Source organism: Spirosoma pollinicola, from assembly GCF_002831565.1.
In the GTDB taxonomy this organism is placed as follows: Bacteria; Bacteroidota; Bacteroidia; order Cytophagales; family Spirosomataceae; genus Spirosoma; species Spirosoma pollinicola.
The window spans coordinates 3908649-3932910 of record NZ_CP025096.1 but is presented as its reverse complement, the minus strand read 5'-3'; the positions used below and the strand labels follow the sequence as shown (position 1 = coordinate 3932910).

At 50.1% G+C, this 24262-nt stretch carries 20 protein-coding genes and 1 pseudogene; 13 read left to right on the top strand and 8 right to left on the bottom strand.

The genetic code is table 11. The annotated features are described in order from the left end of the window. Nucleotides 1-29: 29 nt before the first annotated feature. Nucleotides 30-974 carry an RraA family protein gene (locus tag CWM47_RS16535; RefSeq protein WP_100989366.1) on the bottom strand — a complete coding sequence of 315 codons (945 nt, stop codon included), beginning with the start codon at nt 972-974 and terminating at the stop codon, nt 30-32. A 226-nt stretch (nt 975-1200) separates the two neighbouring features. Between CWM47_RS16535 and CWM47_RS16530 the strand changes: the two genes are divergently transcribed. From CWM47_RS16530 to CWM47_RS16500, 7 genes are all read left to right on the top strand, one after another. After that, the gene (locus CWM47_RS16530; RefSeq protein WP_170069432.1) at nt 1201-3729 is read left to right on the top strand and encodes a glutaminase family protein; all 2529 of its coding nucleotides are present in this window, start codon (nt 1201-1203) and stop codon (nt 3727-3729) included. A gap of 156 nt (nt 3730-3885) precedes the next feature. Continuing rightward, nucleotides 3886-5802, top strand: a complete 1917-nt coding sequence (locus CWM47_RS16525; RefSeq protein WP_240625924.1) for a glycoside hydrolase family 2 protein — start codon at nt 3886-3888, stop codon at nt 5800-5802. A 268-nt stretch (nt 5803-6070) separates the two neighbouring features. Beyond that, nucleotides 6071-6472 (top strand): BlaI/MecI/CopY family transcriptional regulator, encoded by a 402-nt coding sequence (locus CWM47_RS16520; RefSeq protein WP_100989364.1) that lies wholly within the window; start codon nt 6071-6073, stop codon nt 6470-6472. Beyond that, complete coding sequence (locus CWM47_RS16515; protein WP_100989363.1) at nt 6469-8388, top strand: M56 family metallopeptidase; 1920 nt, start codon at nt 6469-6471, stop codon at nt 8386-8388. Before CWM47_RS16520 ends, CWM47_RS16515 begins: the two co-directional genes overlap by 4 nt. Then, the gene (locus CWM47_RS16510) at nt 8385-8840 is read left to right on the top strand and encodes a TonB-dependent receptor (protein ID WP_100989362.1); all 456 of its coding nucleotides are present in this window, start codon (nt 8385-8387) and stop codon (nt 8838-8840) included. Before CWM47_RS16515 ends, CWM47_RS16510 begins: the two co-directional genes overlap by 4 nt. After that, nucleotides 8837-10198 carry a M56 family metallopeptidase gene (locus tag CWM47_RS16505; RefSeq protein ID WP_100989361.1) on the top strand — a complete coding sequence of 454 codons (1362 nt, stop codon included), beginning with the start codon at nt 8837-8839 and terminating at the stop codon, nt 10196-10198. The genes CWM47_RS16510 and CWM47_RS16505 overlap by 4 nt, the downstream gene beginning before the upstream one ends. A gap of 269 nt (nt 10199-10467) precedes the next feature. Beyond that, nucleotides 10468-11928, top strand: coding sequence for a DASH family cryptochrome (locus CWM47_RS16500; protein ID WP_100989360.1), 1461 nt, complete (start codon nt 10468-10470; stop codon nt 11926-11928). Nucleotides 11929-11969: 41 nt separating this feature from the next. On the opposite strand, the gene CWM47_RS16495 is transcribed toward CWM47_RS16500, so the two are convergent. Continuing rightward, nucleotides 11970-12314 (bottom strand): winged helix-turn-helix domain-containing protein, encoded by a 345-nt coding sequence (locus tag CWM47_RS16495; protein WP_100989359.1) that lies wholly within the window; start codon nt 12312-12314, stop codon nt 11970-11972. A gap of 198 nt (nt 12315-12512) precedes the next feature. On the opposite strand from CWM47_RS16495, the gene CWM47_RS16490 reads away from it, so the two are divergent. Further along, entirely contained in the window at nt 12513-13025 is a 513-nt protein-coding gene (locus CWM47_RS16490) for an SgcJ/EcaC family oxidoreductase (protein WP_100989358.1), read from the top strand. 26 nt (nt 13026-13051) lie between these two features. Here CWM47_RS16490 and CWM47_RS16485 read toward each other — a convergent pair whose 3' ends face one another. Then, the gene (locus CWM47_RS16485; RefSeq protein ID WP_100989357.1) at nt 13052-15094 is read right to left on the bottom strand and encodes a hypothetical protein; all 2043 of its coding nucleotides are present in this window, start codon (nt 15092-15094) and stop codon (nt 13052-13054) included. A 200-nt stretch (nt 15095-15294) separates the two neighbouring features. On the opposite strand from CWM47_RS16485, the gene CWM47_RS16480 reads away from it, so the two are divergent. The 3 genes from CWM47_RS16480 (at nt 15295) to CWM47_RS16470 (ending at nt 18108) form a co-directional block, all read left to right on the top strand. After that, nucleotides 15295-16680 carry a cytochrome ubiquinol oxidase subunit I gene (locus CWM47_RS16480; RefSeq protein WP_100989355.1) on the top strand — a complete coding sequence of 462 codons (1386 nt, stop codon included), beginning with the start codon at nt 15295-15297 and terminating at the stop codon, nt 16678-16680. 102 nt (nt 16681-16782) lie between these two features. After that, on the top strand, nt 16783-17817 hold the full coding sequence (cydB, locus tag CWM47_RS16475) for a cytochrome d ubiquinol oxidase subunit II (RefSeq protein WP_100989353.1): 1035 nt from the start codon (nt 16783-16785) through the stop codon (nt 17815-17817). An 81-nt stretch (nt 17818-17898) separates the two neighbouring features. Beyond that, nucleotides 17899-18108, top strand: a complete 210-nt coding sequence (locus CWM47_RS16470) for an alkylphosphonate utilization protein (protein WP_100989351.1) — start codon at nt 17899-17901, stop codon at nt 18106-18108. A gap of 41 nt (nt 18109-18149) precedes the next feature. Here the strand turns inward: CWM47_RS16470 and nfi are convergent, their stop codons facing one another. The 4 genes and pseudogenes from nfi to CWM47_RS16450 form a co-directional block, all read right to left on the bottom strand. Further along, nucleotides 18150-18863, bottom strand: coding sequence for a deoxyribonuclease V (gene nfi, locus CWM47_RS16465; RefSeq protein WP_100989350.1), 714 nt, complete (start codon nt 18861-18863; stop codon nt 18150-18152). Nucleotides 18864-18912: 49 nt separating this feature from the next. Then, nucleotides 18913-19926 carry a sterol desaturase family protein gene (locus CWM47_RS16460; protein ID WP_100989348.1) on the bottom strand — a complete coding sequence of 338 codons (1014 nt, stop codon included), beginning with the start codon at nt 19924-19926 and terminating at the stop codon, nt 18913-18915. 220 nt (nt 19927-20146) lie between these two features. Beyond that, nucleotides 20147-20272: pseudogene (locus tag CWM47_RS40250) on the bottom strand (endonuclease V); the annotation flags it as partial. Beyond that, the gene (locus tag CWM47_RS16450) at nt 20273-21814 is read right to left on the bottom strand and encodes a S41 family peptidase (protein WP_100989346.1); all 1542 of its coding nucleotides are present in this window, start codon (nt 21812-21814) and stop codon (nt 20273-20275) included. 78 nt (nt 21815-21892) lie between these two features. Between CWM47_RS16450 and CWM47_RS16445 the strand changes: the two genes are divergently transcribed. Continuing rightward, nucleotides 21893-22357 carry a helix-turn-helix domain-containing protein gene (locus CWM47_RS16445; protein WP_100989345.1) on the top strand — a complete coding sequence of 155 codons (465 nt, stop codon included), beginning with the start codon at nt 21893-21895 and terminating at the stop codon, nt 22355-22357. Further along, nucleotides 22345-23019: an IS630 family transposase gene (locus tag CWM47_RS16440; RefSeq protein WP_100989343.1), complete on the top strand. Its 675-nt coding sequence runs from the start codon at nt 22345-22347 to the stop codon at nt 23017-23019. Before CWM47_RS16445 ends, CWM47_RS16440 begins: the two co-directional genes overlap by 13 nt. A 94-nt stretch (nt 23020-23113) precedes the next feature. On the opposite strand, the gene CWM47_RS16435 is transcribed toward CWM47_RS16440, so the two are convergent. Then, nucleotides 23114-24259, bottom strand: coding sequence for a helix-turn-helix domain-containing protein (locus CWM47_RS16435; RefSeq protein WP_100989341.1), 1146 nt, complete (start codon nt 24257-24259; stop codon nt 23114-23116). Between the last annotated feature and the right edge of the window lie 3 nt (nt 24260-24262).

The window sequence follows — 24262 nt, the reverse complement described above, 5'->3', positions numbered from 1 at the left end:
ACAAACAGCTAGAAGCTGTTTGGTACGAATTACCAGGTTCGGGTTTTAAGAAATTCCTGAATTTGCTCTTTTGGAACGGGGAGTTCGCTAACGTGGTCGTTGAGCCATTTCGAGAAATCTTTTTCAATTTCATCCGACCAGCGTGTGTCAATCTGTCCCGGCGTGTATTTCTGCTCGCGCAACCGTAAATGCCCGAACATGTCCCGCAACCGGATAATCTCCGACGTTTTTACCACTTTTTCGGCCAAATGGGGCGGAATAAACGCCACGCCCCCATCGCGTCCCAGCACCACATCGCCCGGCATCACCATCACTCTCCCAATACGCGTAGGGCGGTTGATGCCTACCAACGTTGTATTCAGATCGCCTTCGGGATTGTGATGCGATGGGTGATAACTGCGGAAATAGGACGTGAATCCACCAATTTCCTTCAATCCGGCCACGTCGCGAACAGCACCTTCGTAGACAATGCCGTTGCCCGTTTTGGCATAAATCGAATTGCCCAGATTATCGCCAATGGTTGGGCCATCTTCGTGCATCCCGAACTGATCTACAACATACACATCCCCTTTCACAAGCATGTCGATTGGCCACGCATTCTGTGATTTAATCCGACCGTCTTTGGTATGTCCTTTCTCATCCGTTACCCGGTGTACATCCGGCCGACCGGGCATGAAGGTAGCCGTGAGTGCCCGCCCCACCAGCACACTATCGGGGTTGATCGTTTGCCAGTCGCCCGCAAACTGGTAGCGGTATTTTTCGCCTTTCATCACCGACCAGGCTTCTTCCTGAGTCACCAGCCTCATGCGTTTCAGAATAGCGTCCGGCACTTTCGGGCGTCCGTCGGGAAAACGTTCGCCTTTCCAGTCGGGGGTCAGGAAGATGAGCTCTTCCTTCGAAATTTGCTGGGCAATTAATTGAGTTGCCGATCCAGCCAGCAGCAGAGCCGTGGCTAGTATGAATAGCTTTTTCATTGAAAAAAAGTAGGCGTTTGAGCGTTTAGGAATTGTATTCCATAAGAATCAAATCAAGTGCATCTACCCGACATTCAGCCATCAGTATCATCGTCGTCGGGAAAAAGTACCGCACGAAAGAATCCAATTGACAACACGTAATTCGTGGTCTCGATAAGTAAAGGTTGAGCGAGATATGGTTTATGTTGTGGATGTTTTTCGTTGTATCCGCAAACCAATAGTCCCAATGCAAAAAAAATCGGCCCTTTGCGTTTCGATTACCCTACTCACTTCCCTCTTTTTTGGGCAGTCAATTGCCCAGAATCTTCGTCCGCCTGCTTATCCGCTTATTACGCATGACCCTTACTTCAGCGTCTGGAGCACAACGGATAAGCTGACCGATTCGCCCACCCGCCACTGGACTGGCAAACCACAATCGCTGGAAGGAATTGTGCGGGTTGACGGTAAAGCGTATCAGTTTCTGGGTGCTGTCCCCACAACTTACGAGCAGATTGCCTCAACAGGCGAATCAAAATCCTATCCGGCTCAGTACACCTTGAAAAAACCCAGTGCCGGTTGGGAGAAGACAGATTTTAACGCCAGTAGCTGGCAATCAGGGCAAGGCCCGTTTGGCGATACACCCGAGGCTAAAACCAAGTGGACAAATAGTGAGTCGGCGGCCATGAAAGACGGGATTTATTACCGGCGGGAGTTCACCTACGATGGCAAAGCTGACCCGTCAAAACTTCTCTTATCCATCAATCATGACGATGATGTGGTCGTATACCTGAACGGCACCAAAATCCTCGACAAGCCCGACTATATTAACGAATACACCTACCTGCCGCTATCCGCTGCGGGTCAGAAAGCACTGCAAAAAGGCAAAAACATACTGGCCGTTCACTGCGTAAGCCCTCGGGGCGGCTCGTTTATCGACGTCGGCATCGTTAATCCGGTCACTACCTCGTCAATTACTACGGCGACCCAAACGGGCGTGACGGTATCGGCAACGCAAACGAATTACACCTTTAGCGTAGGGCCGGTGAATCTGGTCGTAAACTTCATGTCGCCCCTGTTGCTGGACGAACTTGAAGTCGTTGCCCGCCCTATTACGTACATTACCTTCGAGGTTCGTTCGCAGGATCGCAAACCCCATTCGGTGCAGGTGTTTCTAAGCGAATCCGGCACCCTAGCAACCAACACGGTTGGACAGGAAGTTGTGATGAAAGCCGGACAGGCACCCGGCCTGATTTACCAGAGCGTTGGAACCGAAGCGCAGCCCGTTCTGGCCAAAAAGGGCGACAACGTGCGGATCGACTGGGGTTACGCGTATCTGGCCGTTCCGCAGGAAAACGGCAACCAGACAGGCAATGGCATGGCACCGGGCCTGAAACAGGCGTTCCTCACGAATGGCCAGCTACCCACCGATAATAAGGCGACCGTACCGGGCAACAAGCCCCGCGCGGCTGTCGATGTGGCCGTAGCCAGTGTACTCGACTTCGGTAACGTATCGAAACCTGCCGAAAAACACCTGATGCTGGCGTATGACGACCTGTATTCGGTGCAGTATTTCAAGCAGAACCTGCGTCCGTGGTGGCGTCGGGATGAGAAAACAACAATGATCAGCCTATTGCAAACTGCCGAGAAGGACTATAATCGACTGCGGGAAAAGTGCGACAAATTCGACAGCAAACTCCGTTCCGATGCGCGTAAAGCAGGCGGCAAAGAGTATGCCGATTTGTGCGAGCTGGCTTATCGGCAGGCAATTGCGGCCCATAAGATTGTAGCTGGTCCTAAGGGAGAAACGCTTTTCCTGTCGAAGGAGAATTTCTCCAACGGTTCCATCGGCACGGTGGATATAACCTACCCTTCAGCACCACTTTTTCTGCTCTACAACCCTACCCTGCTGAAAGGTATGATGGAACCAATCTTCCAGTATTCGGAGAGTGGGCGTTGGAAAAAACCGTTTGCGGCCCATGACGTGGGTACCTATCCACTGGCTAATGGCCAGACCTACGGCGAAGACATGCCCGTTGAAGAGTGCGGTAATATGCTTCTATTGGCGGGCGCCATAAGCGGGGCAGAGGGTAACGCCAACTACGCGAAAGAACACTGGAAAACCCTGACAACTTGGGTTGAGTACCTCAAAAAGGATGGCTTCGACCCGGCCAACCAGCTCTGCACCGACGACTTCGCCGGACATATTGCCCGAAATGCAAACCTGTCGGTCAAAGCAATTCTGGGCATTGCCGCTTATGGGCAAATGGCCGCTCAGTTGGGTGATAAAGCTACAGCACAGGCTTACCTGAAAACAGCGCGGGACATGGCCGTTAAATGGCAGCAACTCGCCCTCGACAAAACACCTTCCCAGAAAGAACACTACGACTTGACCTTCGAAAATCAGGGCGATAGCTGGAGTCAGAAATATAATCTGGTTTGGGATAAGCTGCTGGATCTCGGGGTGTTTCCCAAAGAGGTCTCCCAAACGGAGATAGCCTATTATCTGACAAAGCAAAAGCCCTACGGACTACCTCTGGACAGCCGCAAAACGTACACAAAATCGGACTGGATCGTATGGACAGCCACGCTCGCCAAATCGGACCGGGATTTTGAAGAATTCATTAAACCCGTCTGGAAATACGTCAACGAGACCCCAACGCGGGTTCCCCTCTCCGACTGGCACGAAACAACCAACGCCAAACAGGTTGGTTTTCAGGCCCGTTCGGTCGTGGGCGGGTATTATATCAAAATGCTGGAAGGGAAGCTGAGTAAGTAAGATAGTTTACCACCCAAATTTACCACCCCCAACCCCCTCCTAAAACAGGAGGGGGCTTTAAAAAGACGACCCCTCTGCATAACCCCCTCCTGTTTTAGGAGGGGGTTGGGCCGGGCGGCCGGTGCCGGTGGTAAAACAGCAACAAACCTATTAAGTATGAAAACGCCTAAACTTTTATTCTCTTTACTCCTCCTTCTGGCTCCGGTGCTTACTTACGCCCAAACGCCAGCCTCAAACCAACCCCGGTCGGCACCCATCATGAGCCGCTGGGAAAAACAACTCACACCCGAAAACGCATGGCGAGAATATCCTCGTCCGCAACTGGTGCGCCAGAAATGGCAAAACCTGAACGGTATGTGGGACTACGCTATCACACCAAAATCGACCCCGCAGCCGACCGCTTTTCAGGGTCAGATTCTAGTGCCGTTCTGTGTTGAATCGACCGTATCCAAAGTCAACAAAGCACTTACGGACGACCAACGTTTGTGGTACCGTCGTACAATCACAATTCCCACCGATTGGGCCGGACAACGGGTACTGCTTCATTTTGGGGCAGTCGATTATGAATGTAATTTGTGGGTTAACGGCGGGCTAGTGGGTTCGCATACGGGTGGTTCCGATGCATTTAGTTTCGACGTTACCAACTATTTGACAGACGGGCAGAATCAATTGGTGCTGGGCGTTACCGATCCCACCTCTTCGGGCGAACAGCCTCGCGGCAAACAGTTGATGAACCCGAATGGCATCTGGTACACGCCTGTGTCGGGCATTTGGCAAACAGTCTGGATGGAGCCCGTGCCAAAACAGACCTACATCGAAGAAGTCAAACTAACGCCCGAACTGGATTCGGGGCGCGTCCGGGTGGACGTACTGCTCGATAAACCCGCCAATAATTACACCACAGCTATCCGGCTCACGGCCTTAGACGGCTCTCAAGCGGTAGCCACTACATTGGTCCGCGCCGGAAGAACTGCCTATCTGACACTAAGGAACCCTAAACTCTGGTCGCCCGATAGTCCGTTTCTATATAACATAAAAGCGGAGCTAGTGACCGTTACTGACCCCTTCGGCGATACGCCCCGTAACAAACGTTCGCGTCAGGATGATGTTTTGAACAAAGCCTTTGCCAGTGCTACAGTAACGGGTAACCCGCTCGATGCTATTACGGGCTACTTCGCCATGCGGAAGATTTCGATGGGTAAAGGGCCTGTTGCCAATCAGCCGGTGTTGCTGCTGAACAACAAATTTGTGTTTCAGAATGGCCCGCTCGATCAGGGTTGGTGGCCCGGTAGTTTACTAACGCCCCCATCGGACGCAGCCATGACGTTCGAGATTGACTTTCTCAAAAAGTCTGGCTTCAACATGCTCCGTAAGCATATTAAAGTTGAACCCGAGCGCTATTACTACCTCTGCGATAAACTCGGAATCCTGGTTTGGCAGGACATGCCATCAGGTTTTCTGGAAGGCCAGAACGAATCTCCCGGCGACCAGACAGAGCCAATTCGCCGGTCGAAAGGGAAAGAGCAATTTGAAATGGAACTGCGGCGGATGATGAACCGGCTGCATAATCACCCCAGCATTGTTACCTGGGTGGTGCATAACGAAGGCTGGGGACAGTACGACAACAAACGTCTGGCCGACTGGGTAAAAGCGCTCGACCCAAGCCGCACCGTGAACGCCAGTAGCGGCTGGAACGACCTCGGTGCAGGCGATTTCTACGATATACACACGTACGAAGAAGAACCCAACGCACCCACACCCAAAACAGATCGTGTCGTTGTTATTGGCGAATTTGGCGGTATTGGCTGGCCGGTTCAGGGGCACCTCTGGAATCCCGAAATGCGTAACTGGGGCTATCAGACCTATCAATCGGCTGATGCTGTGCTGAAAGCCTATCAGAAAAAATACGCCAAAATCGTGGAGTATTATCAGAAGCAGGCTCTGTCGGCAGCTGTTTACACCCAAACAACAGATGTAGAAGGCGAAGTAAACGGCTTACTCACCTACGACCGGGAAGTCATCAAGATTCCTGTTGAAACATTGCAGAAAATTCACGCGCCGTTGTTTAAATAGTTAGTTGTACCCGACAGCATCTTGCTGTCGGACCGTTAAGCCAAACCTGCTGGCGCGGGTCGGTCCGGCACGTTTGGCATTCTATACAACTGCTTTCTTAGCCTGACGGCTCGACAGCAAGATGCTGTCGGGTACGAACACAGCGCAAAGCCCTTTCCTGCTTATGAAAGGGCTTTTTTCATAAGTCCAAAAAATAACTAATAAATTAGTTGTAAAACTAAATCATTAGTCATACATTTCGATCAGAATCAATAAGCTACTGTACCTCATGTCGATACGCGAATTAACAAAGGCTGAAGAAGAGATTATGCGGGTGCTCTGGCAACTCAAAAAAGGCTTCGTGAAAGATGTGCTGGCTGAACTACCGGAAACGGGCCGTAACGATGAATCGGGATTGCCAGCCAAACCCGCTTACAACACAGTCTCGACCATCATCCGTATTCTGGAGAAAAAAGGATTGGTCGGATACACGGCTTACGGCAAAACGCACGAGTACTATCCGCTTATTTCGGAAGAAGAATATCGCCGTTTTCAGACTGAGCAATTAATGGCGAACTACTTCGATAATTCGCTCAAAAAACTGGTATCCTTCTTCGTACAGGACAAGAACATCAGCCTGAACGAAGCCGACGAAATTATCAAACTCCTTAACAAACAGAAAGACCAATGAATACGCTCGACTATCTGCTGAAAGCGAACCTCTACGGTTTGCTGTTTGTGAGCTGCTACTGGCTGTTTTTGCGCCGACATACGTTTTTCACGCTGAACCGGGCTTATCTCGTAGCATCGGTTGTGCTGTCATTGACACTGCCGCTGGTTACGTTACCCAGCGAAACGGTAGAGACCCTGCCAATACCGGTAGGCGTTATCGCATTACCCATAACCCCTACTCAAGATTATTCGGTGGTAGAAGCACCTGAGCAAATTAACCCCGGCGCTGACTGGGAACAGATTGGCCTGTGGTTTTATGGATTCGTTGGCCTGAGTTTATTGATACGTCTGGGCATACGAATTGGTCGGCTTTTTTGGTTGATTCGTCGGTCGCCCCGGCAGGTGCAGGACAGCTATGTACTGGTGCAGCCTGATGATGGGACGCTGCCAACATTCTCGTTTTTCAATTACATTATCCTCAATCCGGCCGATACGCAGAACGGCCTTATTCTCCGGCATGAACTGGTGCATGTGCGGCAATGGCATAGCGCCGATGTACTCGGATTGGGTATTATAAAGGCTATTTTCTGGGCTTGCCCAACGCTGTTTCTCATTGAGCGAATGTTGCGGCAGGTACACGAATTCCTGGCCGATAAAGAAGCCAGTCAGCCTAATGAGTATGCCCGCTTTCTGGTTGCCTACACCTTTGGTTTACAGCCCGATGCACTCACCAACGGTTTCTTTAACCCATCGCTGCTTAAACTGCGTATTCAGATGCTGCATCAGAAAACTACCAATCGCCGGGCGTTGGGAAAATATATGCTGGTGCTGCCACTGGCAATTAGCCTGCTGGCGATGACCACGGCGCGGGAAGAGATTGTATCTGTGGTGAGTCAAGTAACGGATAAATCCATTACCGTTTCGGGGAAGGTGACAGGCACGGATGGAAAGCCTCTAATAGGCGCGAATGTTGTTGTCGTAGGAACAAACAAGGGTACGTCCACTGATTCAGAAGGCCGATACACACTTAACGGGCTGCTGGCAGGTCAGTCGCTTGCCGCTAGCTTTACAGGGTATAAAATACAATTTGTAGCCCTTAGCGGTCGGACAAAGGTCAATATTTCTCTGGCTCCCACCGACCCCGATGAATTGCCAACTATGGGCGCAACAGCGGTTTATAAAGCTATAAAACCAAATCCGTCTATGCCGGTGCGAACACCGCCCTCTTCGGAAACCATTAACGGAGAGGTATTCACGGCTGTTGAAGAGCCTGCTGTTTTTCCAACGGGCATTCCGGGGTTGATGCAGTATGTTGCTCATACGCTCCACTACCCGGCAAAAGCTAAAGCTGCGGGGGTTGAGGGAAAAGTATTAATACAGTTTACCGTATTATCTACCGGAGCCATTGGTTCGGCAAAAGTAAAAAAAGGAATTGGCAACGGCTGTGATGAAGAGGCCCTGCGCGTTGTAAAACAAATGCCGCGCTGGCTTCCGGGAAAGCAAAACGGGAAATCGGTAGCTACACAACACGTTATTCCCATTCAGTTTGCGCTCGAAAAGAGAGAGGATAAGCGAACAGGTCAGTTGACACCGAAACCGGATTCATCAAAACAACTGAATTTCGTTGTTAACAATAGCAAAAACAGCCGTTTTGCACTTTACGGCGATGCCGCTACTGCTAGCAAACAGCGGTATTCAATGCCTCTACCCGATACCCTTAAACAGCCGGGAGAGTCTGTCAACATTCGAACAACCGGTTTCAGTATTGGTGATCCACTATATATTATTGATGGCATTGAGGCTAATAAGGCTGGCATGGCCAAGATTAGCCCAAATAAAATTGAAAACGTCACGGTATTGAAAGGTGCGTCAGCAGGCGCTTACGGCGAAAAAGGCAAAAATGGCGTCATACTTATAACCACTAAAACGAAATGACAATCGCCAGCTTGATGCGCCCTTTTTTGCTAATGTCGGCATCTTTAGTACTGATTTCATTACTGGTTAGCCGGCCCGCTCAGTCAATGGCGACCTCGTTTATCGACGGACCAATACGGTCAGGCACTCCGGCAGACTCGCTCAAAAAGCAACCTGTAAAACACCGGACGACGTCGGTTCAACCTGCAAAGCATACGAATGAAGCCCAGTATTCTGCACCGGGTCACTATACCATTACGGTTCCGGCCATAAACGGACCCGGCGGCAAAGCTGACCTGATTCTGGTAAACGGCACAAAGCAAGTGGAGCGCATTGGCGATGTTAACTCAAATGATATTGAGTCGATCCAGGTCTTTAAAGATGCCGGGACCATTGCAAAGTACAGGGTTCAGTATGGCGAAAAAGCCGACAAAGGTGTGGTCATTATTCAGCTTAAACACAAAACGTTATGAACGAACTACCCTATTTTCTAACCGCCAGCCTGTACCTGCTGCTGTTTTACGTCTGTTACGGGTTACTGTTACGACGGAATACATTTTTCGGGATGAACAGAGCCTATTTGCTCGGTTCAATGACGCTGTCTTTGTTACTTCCGTTCGTCGACATACCGAACGGTACAACAGACGCCCTGTCTGTGGGTGTCATCACACTGCCAACCTTCGTCGTCGGTGCGTCTCAACCGGCACAAACCGATAGCTTAACGACAGCACAATGGATCTGGTTGTTCTATGGCTTTGGCGTAGTCGTTATGCTCGTTCGGCTAGGTATAAACGTACGGTCGGTGCTGGCTCTCATTAAGCGAGGTACAGCAGAACATAAGGGAAACTATACGCTCGTGAAGCTATCCGACAACTCAACACCGTCGTTCTCCTTTGGGTCTTATCTGGTGCTCAATCAAACCGATGCGCTTACCCGGCCCGGTGCGTTGATGCGCCACGAAGAAGCGCACATTCGCCAGCGACATACCGCCGATGTGCTGTTTGTGGAAGTAGCGCAGGCCATTTTCTGGTTCAATCCGGTCCTGTGGCTCTACAAACACGCCTTGCAGGAAGTACACGAATTTCTGGCTGATAAGTCGGCCAATGAACCTACCTATGCCCAGCAATTAGTGGCTTATGCGCTGGATATACCATCAGCCGCATTGACCACCCCTTTTGTCTCTAAATCAACGCTTAAACAACGCATCGTTATGTTACAAAAACCCCAAACACCTCGCCGGGCGCTGCTCAGTTACGCCCTGGCCCTGCCTTTAGCGGCTCTATTGACAATGTGTACGCAATCGGAGCAGGATCAAACCATTACGACCTTAGCGCAGTCTTCAGCTCGAAAAACAGCGAAAGTAGATGGAGAAGTTTTTACGGTGGTTGAACAGCAACCAGAGTTCCCGGGCGGCATGAAGGCGCTTGGTGCTTACATGGAGAAGAACCTTAAATATCCCGAAGCCGCACAAAAAGCGAATATTGGAGGACGTGTATTCGTGCGGTTCATCGTTACGAAAACAGGGGAAATTACTAATGTCGAACTTCTTAAAGGTATTGGGTACGGCGCTGATGAAGAAGCCATTCGGGTTGTCAACAGCATGCCTAACTGGACGCCAGCCAAACAGAATGGCCAGCTTGTCAACGTTCAGTATAACCTGCCGATTAATTTTCAGCTGGATAAAAATGAGACTGCTTTTAAAGGTATAAACACATTTTTGATTGATGGAAAGAAAGTTACTGAGCAGGATATAACCGACCTCGATCCCAGTAAAATCAATCGTATGGATGTAGATACCAAAAACAAAACGATACGCATTACAACAAAATAGCGAACAACCCCAAAGGGGTTGACTCTGGTTAACCGGGGCGTAGCCCTCGGACCAGCATAGCCTGACCGCTCATGACCAGCCCCGGCGGGGTTGACTGGTACAGGCCCGTCATCCTTACCAGAGTGTTACCCCCCGATTAGCCACAGTCAGTTCTTTCAGGGTTATGCATCTCCTACTCCACGACAAGAAACGGCTATAATTATTGACCACAAATGAACCAAGATTGCCTGCTCATTCATTAGTAACAGATAACCGTTTACTCTTTCAGAATGAATCGCATTCTCTACTGGTTCCGAAATGACCTCCGTCTGCATGATAACGAAGGCTTCGTTCGCGCGCTTGAAAACGCCGACCAGGTGCTGCCCGTATTCGTATTTGACCCGCGCTGGTTTACGCCACACCCTCGGCTGGGAATTTCCAAAATGCATGTATTCCGGGCTAACTTTCTACTCGAAAGCGTTGCAGATTTACGTCAATCGCTTCAGCGCAAAGGAGCTGATCTCATTGTGCGCGTTGGAAACCCCGCCAATGTGCTGGCAGAAATCGCCGTCGAAATCGACGCATCGGCCGTCTATACCAGCAAAGAAATTACGCAGGAAGAAACCGACGTGGAATCGAAATTGAGCACTAAACTCAAGCCGCTCAATATCGACCTCAAGCTGTTCTGGATGAGCACCCTTTACCACGTTCGGGATTTGCCGTTCGAGATTTCGCGTCTACCCGATGTATTTACGCAGTTCAGAAATAAGATCGAAAAAAGTGCTGAAATCAGACCAGTTTTCGAGACACCCAAAACCATAAGACTAGCACCCGATGTGTTGCCTGGCGAAATGCCAACGCTAACGACCCTTGGCTTTGACGAACAGAATCAAATCCTGGCATTACAACCCGATTCGCGTCGGTCGGTGCCGTTTAAAGGGGGCGAAACCACGGCTCTCGACCGACTCGACCGGTACCTGTGGCAAACTGATTTGATCGCGACCTATAAAGAAACACGTAACGGACTACTGGGCGAAGATTATTCGAGTAAGTTCTCAGCCTGGCTGGCACACGGCTGCCTGTCGCCCCGCCAGATTTATACTGAGCTGAAGCGGTACGAAAGCGAGCGGGTTCGCAACGAGTCGACCTACTGGCTGGTTTTCGAGTTACTGTGGCGCGATTTCTTTCGGTTTGTAGCCCTTCGGTATGGTACCCGCATTTTCAAAAGCAGTGGTATCAAGCATGACCTCAGCAAAAAATACCAGCACGATGAAGACCTGTTTCTAAAGTGGGCCAATGGCCAGACAGGTATCCCGTTTATTGATGCCAACATGCGGGAAATGAACACAACCGGGTTTATGAGTAACCGGGGACGTCAGAACGTGAGCAGCTTTCTGGTAAAAGACCTTGACATCGACTGGACATGGGGTGCAGCTTATTTCGAAAGTCGACTGATTGATTATGACCCGTGCAGCAACTGGGGTAACTGGAATTATGTGGCGGGGGTAGGTAATGACCCGCGACAAAACGGGGGTAGCCAACCGCGCTATTTCAACATATACAGCCAGGCAACCCGCTATGATGAACAGGGCGACTATGTAAAACACTGGCTCCCCGAATTAGCGCAGGTACCGGGCAGTCTTGTACACCTTGTCTCGAACCTGAGTCTCGCCCAACAGGAAGCCTACGGCGTACGGCTGGGTATAGATTATCCCCTGCCAGTTATAGATCCGACTAAATGGGTATTTTAAGCATTACCAGTAAACCAAAAACACCTGTCAATACGCTTCTGTCAAGGCAAATTCGCCACCTCATCAGTCAGGAATTTTTGAAAGCGTTCCTGTAAACCCCGGTAGTAGGTGAGGTATTTTTCGCCTTCGGCGGTAATGATCGTGCCACCGCCTTTTTCGCCCCCGGTTTGGGTTGTTACCAATGGAGAATCGGCCTGCGTATTCATGGAATGTACCATCTCCCAGGCCCGTTTGTAGGACATATTCATGGCTTTGGCCGCCTTATTGATGGAGCCCGTTTGCTGAATATGACCAAGCAATTCCAGTCGGCCGATACCCATAAAGCGTTCGGACGTGTCGTTTGACAGTGTTTCAAGCCAGATGCGGCCGTTGATGCGGAGGTTCATGCTGGAAACAAACGGTTGTTTGAGGAGCTAAAGTACGACGGACCAGCGTTTCGGTGTATCTGTTTATTACCTGTTCACCTAAAAGAATACCGGATAGAGAGTGGATAGAGAAGATTAATGACCAATGAATCAACAATATGCTGTTTCAACGATGACATTGTATAGCTTACCACTTCTCTACCTTTTACGCTGAAAATCATGCAAGTTGCTTTACTGATAAAAATTACGCTGGTTTCTACTGTCATGCTGTTCACGCGACAGGTGTACGCCCAAACCAAATCGGACACGGCCGCTATCCAGGCTATTCTACAGGATGAAACAACGTCCTGGAATAATGGAGATGCGGTCGCTTATTCAAAGCAGTTTGCTCAGGGAGGCACATTTACCAACATCATGGGTGCGTTTTTTACGGGACATGCCACGTTTCTGGAAAGGCATGACCAGATTTTTAAAACGGTATTTAGCAAAACAACCATGCGCCAAAAAGTTGTTTCACTGAAGTTTATTCGGCCAAATGTGGCTGTTGTCGAAACGCTTAGCTGGATTTCAGGTCTTATGAAAGGGCCTCCCCCCGGTACGTCACTCGATGCTAAAGGACGCCTTGTCACCCGATTGTTACAGGTAATCGCCCAAGAAACCGATGGCTGGAAAATCGTCTCCTACCACAATGTAGATGTAAAAGCGGGTGTGCCAATGCCGGAGCCTGACTGATGGAAGGGAATGGAGGTTACTTAGACTCAGTTCACAACCCGTTTTACGCCTAATCTCCTAAATGCTCCCTTAAGTTTTACCAACTCTTTATTCTTCAGACTGATCGAGTCTTTGGCCTGCTGGCCGATGTTCCGGGCTACGCTGTCGGACATGAACCAGCCGAGCGGATACTTTTCGTTGTAGGCCAGTCGCAGGGTGAGGTAGTTGGTTTTTGGGTTGGTAAACCGATCCATAAACGAGTTGAACATATTGTCGCGGGTGGTGGAGCCGTTGTCCCAGGCATTAAAAAACGCCAGCAACGGGATTTGCACTTCCTGAAGAATAGACCGCTTTTGCGGCAGACTGCCAATCGTATTGCTATTCTGGATAAAGAGAATGTACGGAATAACGGTAATTCGTCGGGCAGTGTCCATCCGCCGAATGGACGGAACGAGGTTGTTCAACAACTGAATGCAAGTCTCAACACCCGAATTATCAAAATAGCCGCCATCGACAACATGGCCGCCATACTGTTGAATTCGGCCATTGCCAACAAGCGTGTCTTTCTGAATCAGCCCGCCGTTGGTGACGATAGGAAAGCGACTGCACAGAGAGGCCGCTGTTTTAAGCGGCACGTCGGCGCCAAGCACATCCAGCGTCGAAACCACATTTTTAAAATACCGCGGGTCGAGCTGCAGATTCGAGGTAATGATTTTCTGCCCCGACTCGGCCAGGGTTCCGTTCAGTAACAGCGAAGGCAGGTTGTAATCGTAGCCTGTAGGTGTCTGGTATAACTGCGTCAGGGATGAATCGAGCGTGGATAACGCCAGGTTGTTGTGGTAAGAAGCCGCCCAAGAATCTTCGAGCCATTTGGCGCGTTCCAGCGACGGTAAGGGCACGGGAATGAGCCGCTGTACGGACTCTGGAAACAGCAGCGCCGACGACACCCCCGACAAATAATCATCCCGAATCACCTTCCGAAACTGCTCGAATCGGTTGTTCCTGTCCCGTTCGGCCACATCACGCAGAAACGCCGTGTAGAAAACCGTGCCAACGCCCCCACCCGATACGCCACTCAGCGCATACACATGCCGACTGAACCCCGGAATGATAGAATCGAGCCGAATGAGCGTCTCGGCGGTCCAGTTCAGGGCGCGGATGCCGCCACCCTCGGCCGCTACCAGCACCAGCGGAATCGTGTCGCCATCTTCCTGCCGACGGGCGGCTACCCATTGGGCAAAATGAGCCTCAACCGAAGGGCGCTGCCAAATGGGGGGCCCCGATTTTCCCGTTGCCTGCCGAACGGACGTATTATCGTTGAAGGCACTGACCACAACCAGGTACGCGCCCATCATGAGCACGAGGGGCCGGTAGCGGTAGTCATTGAAATATACCACAACGCTTCCCCAAAAGGTGTACATCGTGATACCGAAAATAATAATAGCCGTAGGGCGCAATCGCTGGGCAAAACCCCAGTCGACAGGCAGACTGAACAGCGCGATCAGAAATAGGGTCAGGATGACGCCGGTTCGGATAACCAGCCGACCGAGCGGATGCCGCCAAAGTGCCCGGACATCCTGCGTAAAATTGGTGTATCGGTCTGAGAACCGCCATTGTTCGGGTAGTTTAAAAACGGGTAGATAACGTTCTGCCAAAAGAAACTGCGTCAGCATCAGGCCGCTTTCGAGTATCAGCAAATACGGCTGCCAGCGGTCGGATTTCCAGAACGCATAAGCCAGAATCAGAGCCGGAATAACGCCACCAAGTTTAGGGAGCCACCGCAGCAGCAAATCACATTCTTTGTTGAGTCGAAGCCCAACGGGCGAAATATGCAGGATCATGCGGGTACAGCCATATACGATCCAGCTCCAGACAAACGTACTCAGCAGAATATACTGGAACAGACTATGGAAAACACCGTCGTCAATAACGGCATTGATCATATCGGACGCCTGATCGGGAACGGTCAGGATATACAGCGAAAGGAGCAGCGTAATGATGATCACAAACGCGTTTCGCTGGGTCTGGTAAAACGCAATGGTGTAATTTCTGAGGTGGTCTGAAAACGACGGCAAACGAGTGGGCTGCACAGGAAACAGGATTGATTTATCAATTAATTGAATGTACTCCTTTGCCGTTTACCGACAACAACTATTCATCAAAAGTTAATGCAATTACTACTCTTGCAGCTTGAGTTAATTTTTAGCAAAATCTATTTCTATAACGTCTATGATGTGCATTCCGGTTGTACCTTTCGACCGATAGTTGTTCGCCCCCTATCACGACAGTTATGGGCAATAGTTCACCGCTTGATGTCGAGATTCTCTCCCGAATCCAGTTCGCTTTCACCATCGCCTTTCATTACATCTACCCGCCCCTGAGCATTGGCCTTGGCGTGTGCCTGGTGGTGATGGAGGGCATGTATCTCAAGACAAAAAACAAGGTCTACGAAGAACTGACTAAGTTTTGGGTCAAAATATTTGCGTTGATTTTCGGCATTGGCGTTGCCACGGGTATCGTTATGGAGTTTGAGTTTGGTACCAACTGGGCTACGTACTCGCGCTACGTTGGCGATATTTTTGGATCGGCGCTGGCGGCAGAGGGCATCTTTGCGTTTGCGCTGGAATCGGCGTTTCTCGGTATTCTGCTCTTTGGCTGGAATAAGGTGAGCCCGCGCGTGCATTTTATGGCGACCGTTCTGGTGGCGCTGGGCTCTATTTTTTCGGCACTCTGGATTGTGGTCGCCAATTCGTGGCAGCAAACACCATCGGGCTACCGCATTGAAGGCAAGGGTATGCAGGCGCGTGCCATCGTAACCGATTTTTGGGCGATGGTTTTCAATCCCTCCTCACTGGAACGGTATTCGCACGTGCTGATTGGTGCCCTGCTGGCGGGTTCGTTTCTGGTGCTGAGCGTGAGTGCGTGGTATGTGCTGAAGAAAAAGTACGTTGTTCACGCCCAGACAGCCTTCCGGATCGCGCTCTGGATTGCGGCTGTTTCTGCTCTGGCGCAGTTGTTTACGGGTAGTAAATCGGCGGAGGTCGTGACCAAATACCAACCCGCCAAACTGGCTGCTATGGAAGGACATTTCGATAAACTCGCCCCCGCCGATATGTACCTGATGGGTTGGGTCGATGCTAAAACACAAAAAACGACAGGCATTAAAATTCCCGGTGGGTTGTCGTTACTGGTGCATCAGGATATAAACGCGCCCATTCCCGGCCTGAACAGTATCAAGCCCGAAAACCGCCCGACAGCACTCAACTTTGTGTTTCAGACCTACCACCTGATGATCTCTATCGGTATGGCACTGATTGCGTTAACGCTGTTTGGGCTATACATGCTTTATCGGAAAAAGCTTTTCGAAACGCGCTGGCTGATGGTCGTTTTCGTGTTTTCGGTATTGCTCCCGCAAATTGCCAACCAAGTAGGTTGGTACACAGCTGAGGTAGGCCGGCAACCGTGGGTAGTATATGGTCTGCTGCGAACATCCAACGCCCTTTCGCAGGCGGTCAAGGCCGAACATGTACTGGCTTCGCTCATCCTGTTCACCTTTGTTTACATGATGCTGTTCGCCCTATTCCTGTACTTGCTGAACAAGAAAATCCAGCACGGGCCGGATGTGCATTCGGATCAAGGAGAGTCGTCTTCCCGCATGAACCCAGTACTTAACTAAAGAGCGAAAGAGTGAAAGAGTGGCTGACGCGCCAGAACCTAATACGTCAGCCACTCTTTCACCATTCGCTCTTTCGCTATTCATTCTTTCGCTCTTTCACTCATGGATACTGTTCTTGGTATTGATCTTCCTACCTGGTGGTTTTTGCTAATTGGTGCGCTGATCAGCGGGTATGGTATTTTAGATGGCTTCGACCTGGGGGCCGGGGCTATTCATTTGTTCTTTCGGAAAGAAGATAGTCGGCGGATTGCGCTCAACGCGATTGGGCCGGTTTGGGATGGTAATGAAGTCTGGCTCGTGATTGGAGCCGGGTCGTTGTTTGCGGCTTTTCCGCTGGTGTACGGCACCATTCTGTCGGTGTTTTACCTGCCGTTTATTCTGTTTCTGGTGGCTATTATTTTCCGGGCTATTTCCATCGAGTTTCGAAGCAAGGAAGAAATGAAATGGTGGCGCAAACTATGGGACATTTCGTTTTGTCTGTCCAGCATTGTCATTTCGTTACTTCTGGGCCTAATTCTGGGCAATCTGATTCAGGGTATTCCGCTCAATGCCAACCACGAATTTGTGGGTCGGCTGCGTGATTTTTTCAATCCCTATGCACTGCTGATTGCCGTAACGGTGCTGTCGCTGTTCATGATGCACGGGGCCATGTACCTGATCATGAAAACCGAAGACCGGATTTTTACCCGCCTGACCATCATTGCCAACAACACCAGCAAATTCTTCATTCTGTGTTTCATGGCCACCTCGCTGGCCACGCTGATCTATGTGCCACATATGACGGCTATCTTCAAGAACTATCCGATCTTGTTTGTGCTGCCCATTACCGCCGTGTTGATTGTGCTGAATATTCGCCGGAGCATTGAGAAGCGGCAATACCGGCGAGGGTTCGTGTCGTCGGCCATCACCACGGCCCTGCTGCTCATCCTATTTGCAATGGGTCTGTACCCGAATCTGGTGCTGTCAAATATTGATCCGAGGGGGCATATCAGCATTTACGAAGCCGCTTCGTCGGATGGGTCATTGCGGACGATGTTACTGTTTGCCTTTATCGGTATGCCATTGGTGGGCACCTACACGGTATTTATGTTCTGGACCTTTCGCGGCAAGGTAAAGCTGGAGGAACACAGTTATTGAGGAGAAGCTGTCTTTGTGCTCATCTCTGTCAAGCCTGACAATTTGCGTACCTTTGCGCGAAACCACCAACACATAACCTAAATGGACGCAAAAGACAGTAACGGAACAATCCTTGCTGAAGGGGATTCCGTAAAATTAATCAAGGATTTAAAGGTAAGAGGTTCATCTTCAACCCTGAAACGAGGAACCGTTGTCAAGAATATCCGTTTGACCGACGATGCCGAAGAAATTGAAGGTAAAGTCGAAAAAACAGTGATGGTGTTAAAAACGATGTTTTTGCAGAAGCTTTAAAACGACAAACGCCATTTCTTGAAGAAATGGCGTTTGTCGTTTTAAAGCTTACTCAGATCACCCTGTTCTCCCCGCCGGAGCGCATTCACCAGATTGTGCGCCCGGCGGGTGGGTTCGGGAATACGATAGCCGCCATTGCACTGAAGTGTTAGCGCGATGGCGGTTTCCAGGTCAATCAAATGCCCCGGCGAGACATAGACCGGATTGACTTTATTCTTCGTTCGCAAAGCCGCTCCAATTACTTCCCGATAGTGCGTCATGGGCGACCAGTTGCCGCGCTCCGGTGCCGGTTCGTCGTACTTGCCCACCAGCACCGATTTGCCGCAACCAAACGTTGGTCGGTTGAGGAACAGGCCTGCGTGTGAGGCAATGCCAATCCGGCGCGGGTGAGCCGTACCGTGGCCGTCGAACATGACCACATCGGGTTCGATTTTGAGTTTCTGCCAGGCTTCGAGCAGAGACGGAATCTCGCGAAACGACAGCAGGCCCGGAATGTAAGGAAACGGGGCTGTGCTCACCACGCCCGCTTCTTCAATGGTTTCGAGGGTATCGAGCCGCAGCACCACAATGCCCGCATACACGGTTTCCTCAAACTTGTTGAATGATATATCGCAGCCCGCAATGGTTTCGGGCGTTTTGGTCAACGGTTCAATGCGAACTTGATCGCGCAGTCGATTTTGCAGGAGGACCGCTTCGGTGGAGAGACGTTCTACCGGTCCGGTAGGCCAGTCGTGAAGGTGTACGTAATGAGCCATGAGTAAACAGGAAATGAGTCATTACCTAACCAATAAAATTGGACTAAGGTTAAGGTTGGCCTTCCAGACGAAGGGCCTGCTTATGCTCTTTAACATACTCAGCTTTTACGACAGTGGCCGTTTTGTGGTCGCCGGTATGGCTCCATCCGGGCGGCATGAAGACATAGAGTATTTTGTTTTTGATGCCGGGAGCAGCATACACGTCTTTTCCTAAAGCAACGATCTCCCCAAAATAAGCATCGAGAAAATCACCTTTTTTCATGGGTCGGCTGATGCCATACTCAATGTCTACCTGTTGCTTTTCATCCTGTAACGTGCCAAATGCCTTGTCCCAAATATTGAGCAGGTTACAGAAGTTCGTGTCCATATAGAGCGGATTGCGGGCATGATGTACGCGGTGATGCGATGGCGTAAGGATAACTCTGTTCAGGAAACCCAGCCGCCCGTCTTTGAGCAGGTTCTCGCCAATATGGATGAATGACCCCCAAGTTCCGTCGATGAACATAATGAGGAAAAGCAAGGGAGGATTTACGCCCAGCAGGATACAGATGGTGGTTCGGATAATGTCGGCGTAGGGTGCTTCCAGAAAGAAGTGGGCATAGGTTACCGACAGATTCATGTATTCGGGGGCATGGTGTGTGGAGTGCAGGCACCAGAAGAGCCGGACTTTATGCCCAAAATAATGGTAGACAAAATGAGCCAGTTCCCAAACCACATAGCCATAAATAAACCAGTACCAGCTAAGGGTCGTCTTGAACAATGCATAAGGCTCAAAAAAGCCAATGCAGAAAGCGACCATCGCGATAGAAAGAAAACTGGAAATAAAGCGATTCAGAATATACGTAAACAGCGAAATTTTGTATTGAGCGTGTGAGTAACGTTGGTGGAACAGACCCCGAATGATTTCAATCAACAGGAGTACTGGAAGGACCGGCCTCAAAAAAGCCTGAATCCCCTTTTGCGTCAGCAGGGCTTCGTAGTTCTGCGTCTGAATGATTTTCCAAAGTTGATCATACCCCCAGAAACCGATGAATTCGTGGTAAAGGATCTCGAAAATATGCATAAAGTAAAGCAGGTTACCGATAGGAACAAGTTGGTGTCTATTGTGCTATTGAATCAGGTAAATGCCCGCCAGGCAGTACCCAAACAGAATAAACGTTTTTTGTGCGCAATTATACCGTTCGTTACCGATAAACGTCATACGAAACCATAAAACGACGGGGCATCCGCTCTTGATATTTGTCAGATTATCAATTAGTTATCCATCAGGCTCATCGTGTTCATTAACTGGCAAATACCCGCTCGCCCCGCCGGATGGCATTCACCAGATTATGCGTCCGGCGGGTGGGTTTCGGAATCCGGTAGCCGCATCCACGGCGGCCGCCATCGCAGGTCAGTGTCAGCGAAATTCATTGAGGTTGCTTCCGAATCAAGGTCACGACGAAATTAAATTGTGAATCGGTGTGCATCAGCAAATCATTTATTGTAACGGGCACGTAGTAATCCGGCAGTGTGCCGCGCCCTTTCAGCTTCGGTTCAGGTACGGCATTGTTGTAATACACCAGCGGTGTTGTTACCTGTATACCTGACCTGGGCAGCTCAAGGGTAATAAAACTACCCCCATTACCCCCTTCATACGCGCCACCGGATTCCGTACCGATAAACACCCCCACGTTGTTGGCATGAGCAACCGCCAGAAACTCCGATGCCGTTGAGGCACTTTCTCCATTCATCAGCACATAAACCTGTCCCTTGAACCGATTGGGCTTAGGGGTATATCGTTTGGGAGTTCGGCCCGTCGAATCAGTGTCACTGGCCTGTTTAAGGGTAAACGTACCATCGGCTTCAGGTATCAACTCGTTCTTTATGTTTTTGCGGTTGGCTTCGGAGAGGTCCGAAAATTGGATAAACTCGCTTCCACTAGTGCCATCGCTAATGCTATGCTGGCGAGTGTGATAGGGTACGGCTAAATCCGTTTTCATCAGATAGGTGAACAACTCGATACCCTGACTGTCCCACCCACCCGTATTGCCTCTGACATCAATAACCAGATGCTTTGTTCGCTGCTTTTCGAGTTTAGCCAGGCTCCTATCCATAAAGGCCCGAAAGACGGTCACGGCTTCCGTACTGTTCTTTGCTCCCTTGCCACCAAATTCATCAAACCGAAGAATAGCGGTGTTCGCCAGCGTATCGGGGAACGACAGGCGCCAGGGGTGTTTCTGTTTTTTGTTAACATACCAGGCTACCATTTGCTTGTTGACCGGATTTTTGAGCATTTGCCGCAACGACTCGCGATAGGGTTTTGCTTCGGCATTCACCTGAACGGTGTCGCCGGTCAAACTGCGAAATTTAAGCGAAAACGTATCCGGCTGGCCAACGAACCAATAATAGAACAAGTCAAAAAATTCACCCCGCATCTGACTTTTCGATGACTGGATATAACCATCGGCCCAATGGTATCGGTCCATTTGCCGCCGGATGTCGTCCATCGGCTGTCCGTTGATGCTAAGTAGCTCAAAACCGGATTTAATGGTTTGGTCGGTCGTGCCGTTCATCAGTACGAAGAAGCGTTGTTGAGTGGTCCAGATAAAAAATGGGTTCGTTCTCTGGATCTTATTGAATTGATTGCGCCAGTTTTTCTCCGGTAATGCATACGTATGGGCGCAGCGGATGTCGGCCATAAGGGCTTCAATTGTCCGGTAAAAATTATAAAACGGAAGTGGTTTTGTCAGCGTGTGATCAATACTATCCAGCTTAGCCTGCATGATTGCTTTTGGCGTGTAGCGATATAAACCCGGATGCGTTTCTTCCAGCAGTTTGCGGAGGTAGCGAAAATCGGCCTGCATAGCAGACGGTTGCAGAACCCGGGTTTTCAGCGAGTCGATGGCGGGCTGGGCGTGGCCATTAAACGAAAACAGGAACGAAAGGAAAAGACAGCCGATGGCTTTCATGACATATTGATTTTTAGACCAAAACAGGCTAGTACTCTTCCAAATTAATGGTTAGATAAAAATATTTATCTTTCCGACATGGGCCAAATCGCTAAACCGTTTGTGCTGTCGGAAGCCGATCTCACAACACTTGACCAACTCGTTCGCAAAGGGAAAGACGCTGCCCGTAAGTTGACCCGAGCCAGAGCCTTGCAGTTTTCTCATCAGGGGCAGCACCCGCTACAGATTAGCCAATCATTGGGCATCAGTCTGGCCACGGTCTTCAACTTGCGTAAACGCTATCAGCAAGCGGGTTTGCAACGAGCCATTGGGGAGAAAGCCCGACCCGGCCAACCCCGAAAAGTGACCTCTCAAGTGGAGGCCCACATCACTCAAATTGCTTGTAGTGAGGCTCCTGATGGGCGTACTCGTTGGACAGCGGCCCTGATTAATGAACGCTTAGTCAAACTCGAGATTCACATTGATGATGAGTCAGTACGCTTAGCCCTAAAAAAAGTAAGCTTAAGCCCTGGCTCAAAAAGCAATGGTGCATTGGGCAGATAGACGGGGAGTATCTGGCTAAACTGGAAGATGTCCTCAGGATTTACACCCATCCTAATCAATCGAAGCGGGCACGGATTTGTTTTGACGAGCGTCCCTGCCAGTTGCTTGACGATGTGGTGGCTCCCATCGCCGTTAAGCCTGGTAAGGCTGCCAAAGAGGATAATGAATATGTCCGACAAGGAACGAGTGTTGTGTTGCTGGCTTACGATTTAGACAAGGGTATACGTTACACGCAGACCCGAGAGCAGCGTACAAAAGCGGATTACGCCCAGTTTATGCAATATATCATCGCAACCTATTATGCTGATGTTGACTATATTGATTTGATACAGGACAACCTAAATACGCATAAGTACGGCTCGTTTTATGAGCATTTGCCGTTGGCTCAGGCCCGGTTGTTGAGCGGCAAACTAGTGTTTCACTTTACGCCCAAACATGGCTCTTGGCTCAATATGGCCGAGATTGAGTTTTCGGCTTTAGCCCGCCAATGCCTGAACCGGCGGATTGGTAGTTTGGAAGAATTAACTCGCCAAGTCGAATTGTGGACGGATGAACGCAACAAGCGGGCGGTTAGAGTACACTGGAGTTTTACGGTGGCTACGGCTGAAGACAAACTCAATCGGTGGTACGAGCAAGTCAATCCGGTTAATAAGTCGAATTGATGTAAGAATTAATTTGGAAGAGTACTAGGGTATGGGTCAAACGCCATATCTCCAAGATATGGCGTTTGACCCATACCTGCCCATACGAAATGTCTTAGGAAGCTGCTGCCTGCTGCTCGATGTATTGTTTGGGCGATTGGCCCGTTGCCTGTTTAAACGCCCGCTGAAAGGTAGCCTGTGAATTGAATCCGCATTCCAGTGCGATGCCTGTTAGCGTCAGGTGTTCGTTGGCGGGATTGGTCAGTTGCTGCTTCACAGCCTCGATCCGATAGTCATTCACAAAGGCATTGAAGCTTTTCTTCACATACTGGTTCAGGACAAACGAAACCGTTTTTGGCGGTAACTGCACATGTCGGCCAACTTTCTCGACGGTCAGTTCCGGGTCGAGGTAGAGCTTGTCGGTTTGCATGGCAGCTGTTAAGGATTGAATCGCCTTATCAACGGTTTCGGCGGGTATAAACGTAGTTGTTACTTTTTCTGATAAACCTTCTGCCGGACTATTTCGGGCATGCAGATACCCTTGCAAACCCATCCAGTAAATCATGATGGCAATGGGAATGTAAATAGGATACCAGCCAAACTGATCCAGCCAGGCCGACCGGGTGTCTGGAATAATGTAAGGTACCAAATGAATGAGCCATAGTACCTGAAAAAACAGGATGACTCGGATAAACTGCCGAAACCAGCGTAGATTTGGCTGCTTCCCCTGTGCTTTCAGAACCGTATCGGCGGGTGCAGGCTGGCGTAATAGTTGGCTGGTCAGACCCAGATAAATCGTCATCGACAGCCATCGGGGAATATCGGTATAGGTGTCGTATTCGTTCATCACATGCCCCCAGGCCGGACCATCGGATTGGGGCACCAAACCGAGAAATAATCCGCCGAGAAAAGTCCAGCCAATAAATTTTGAACCCCAATCCAGGATGACCGGGTAGAGTTGAATTCGTTCCGCCCGACCGAGCCGGAACCCTGGATCAAGCAGGGATTTAGTATAAAAATAGAGTAGCGGCCTCAGCGGCATCGCGTTAATGAGCGGCAGGAAATCCAGCGCAAAGCTCACCCAGCGATTATAAATTGGGATGGCTATGGCCAGACTCATGAGCGCCAGTAGGCCAATCACGGTAGCCAGCAACCGATTCGACAAGCGGTTGCCTTTCCGGCTAACCCATAGGAGCGTGGCCAGAATAAATCCCTGGAGTGCGCCAAGCAGTATGATCAGGTCGAAAGGAGAAATGGCCATAGA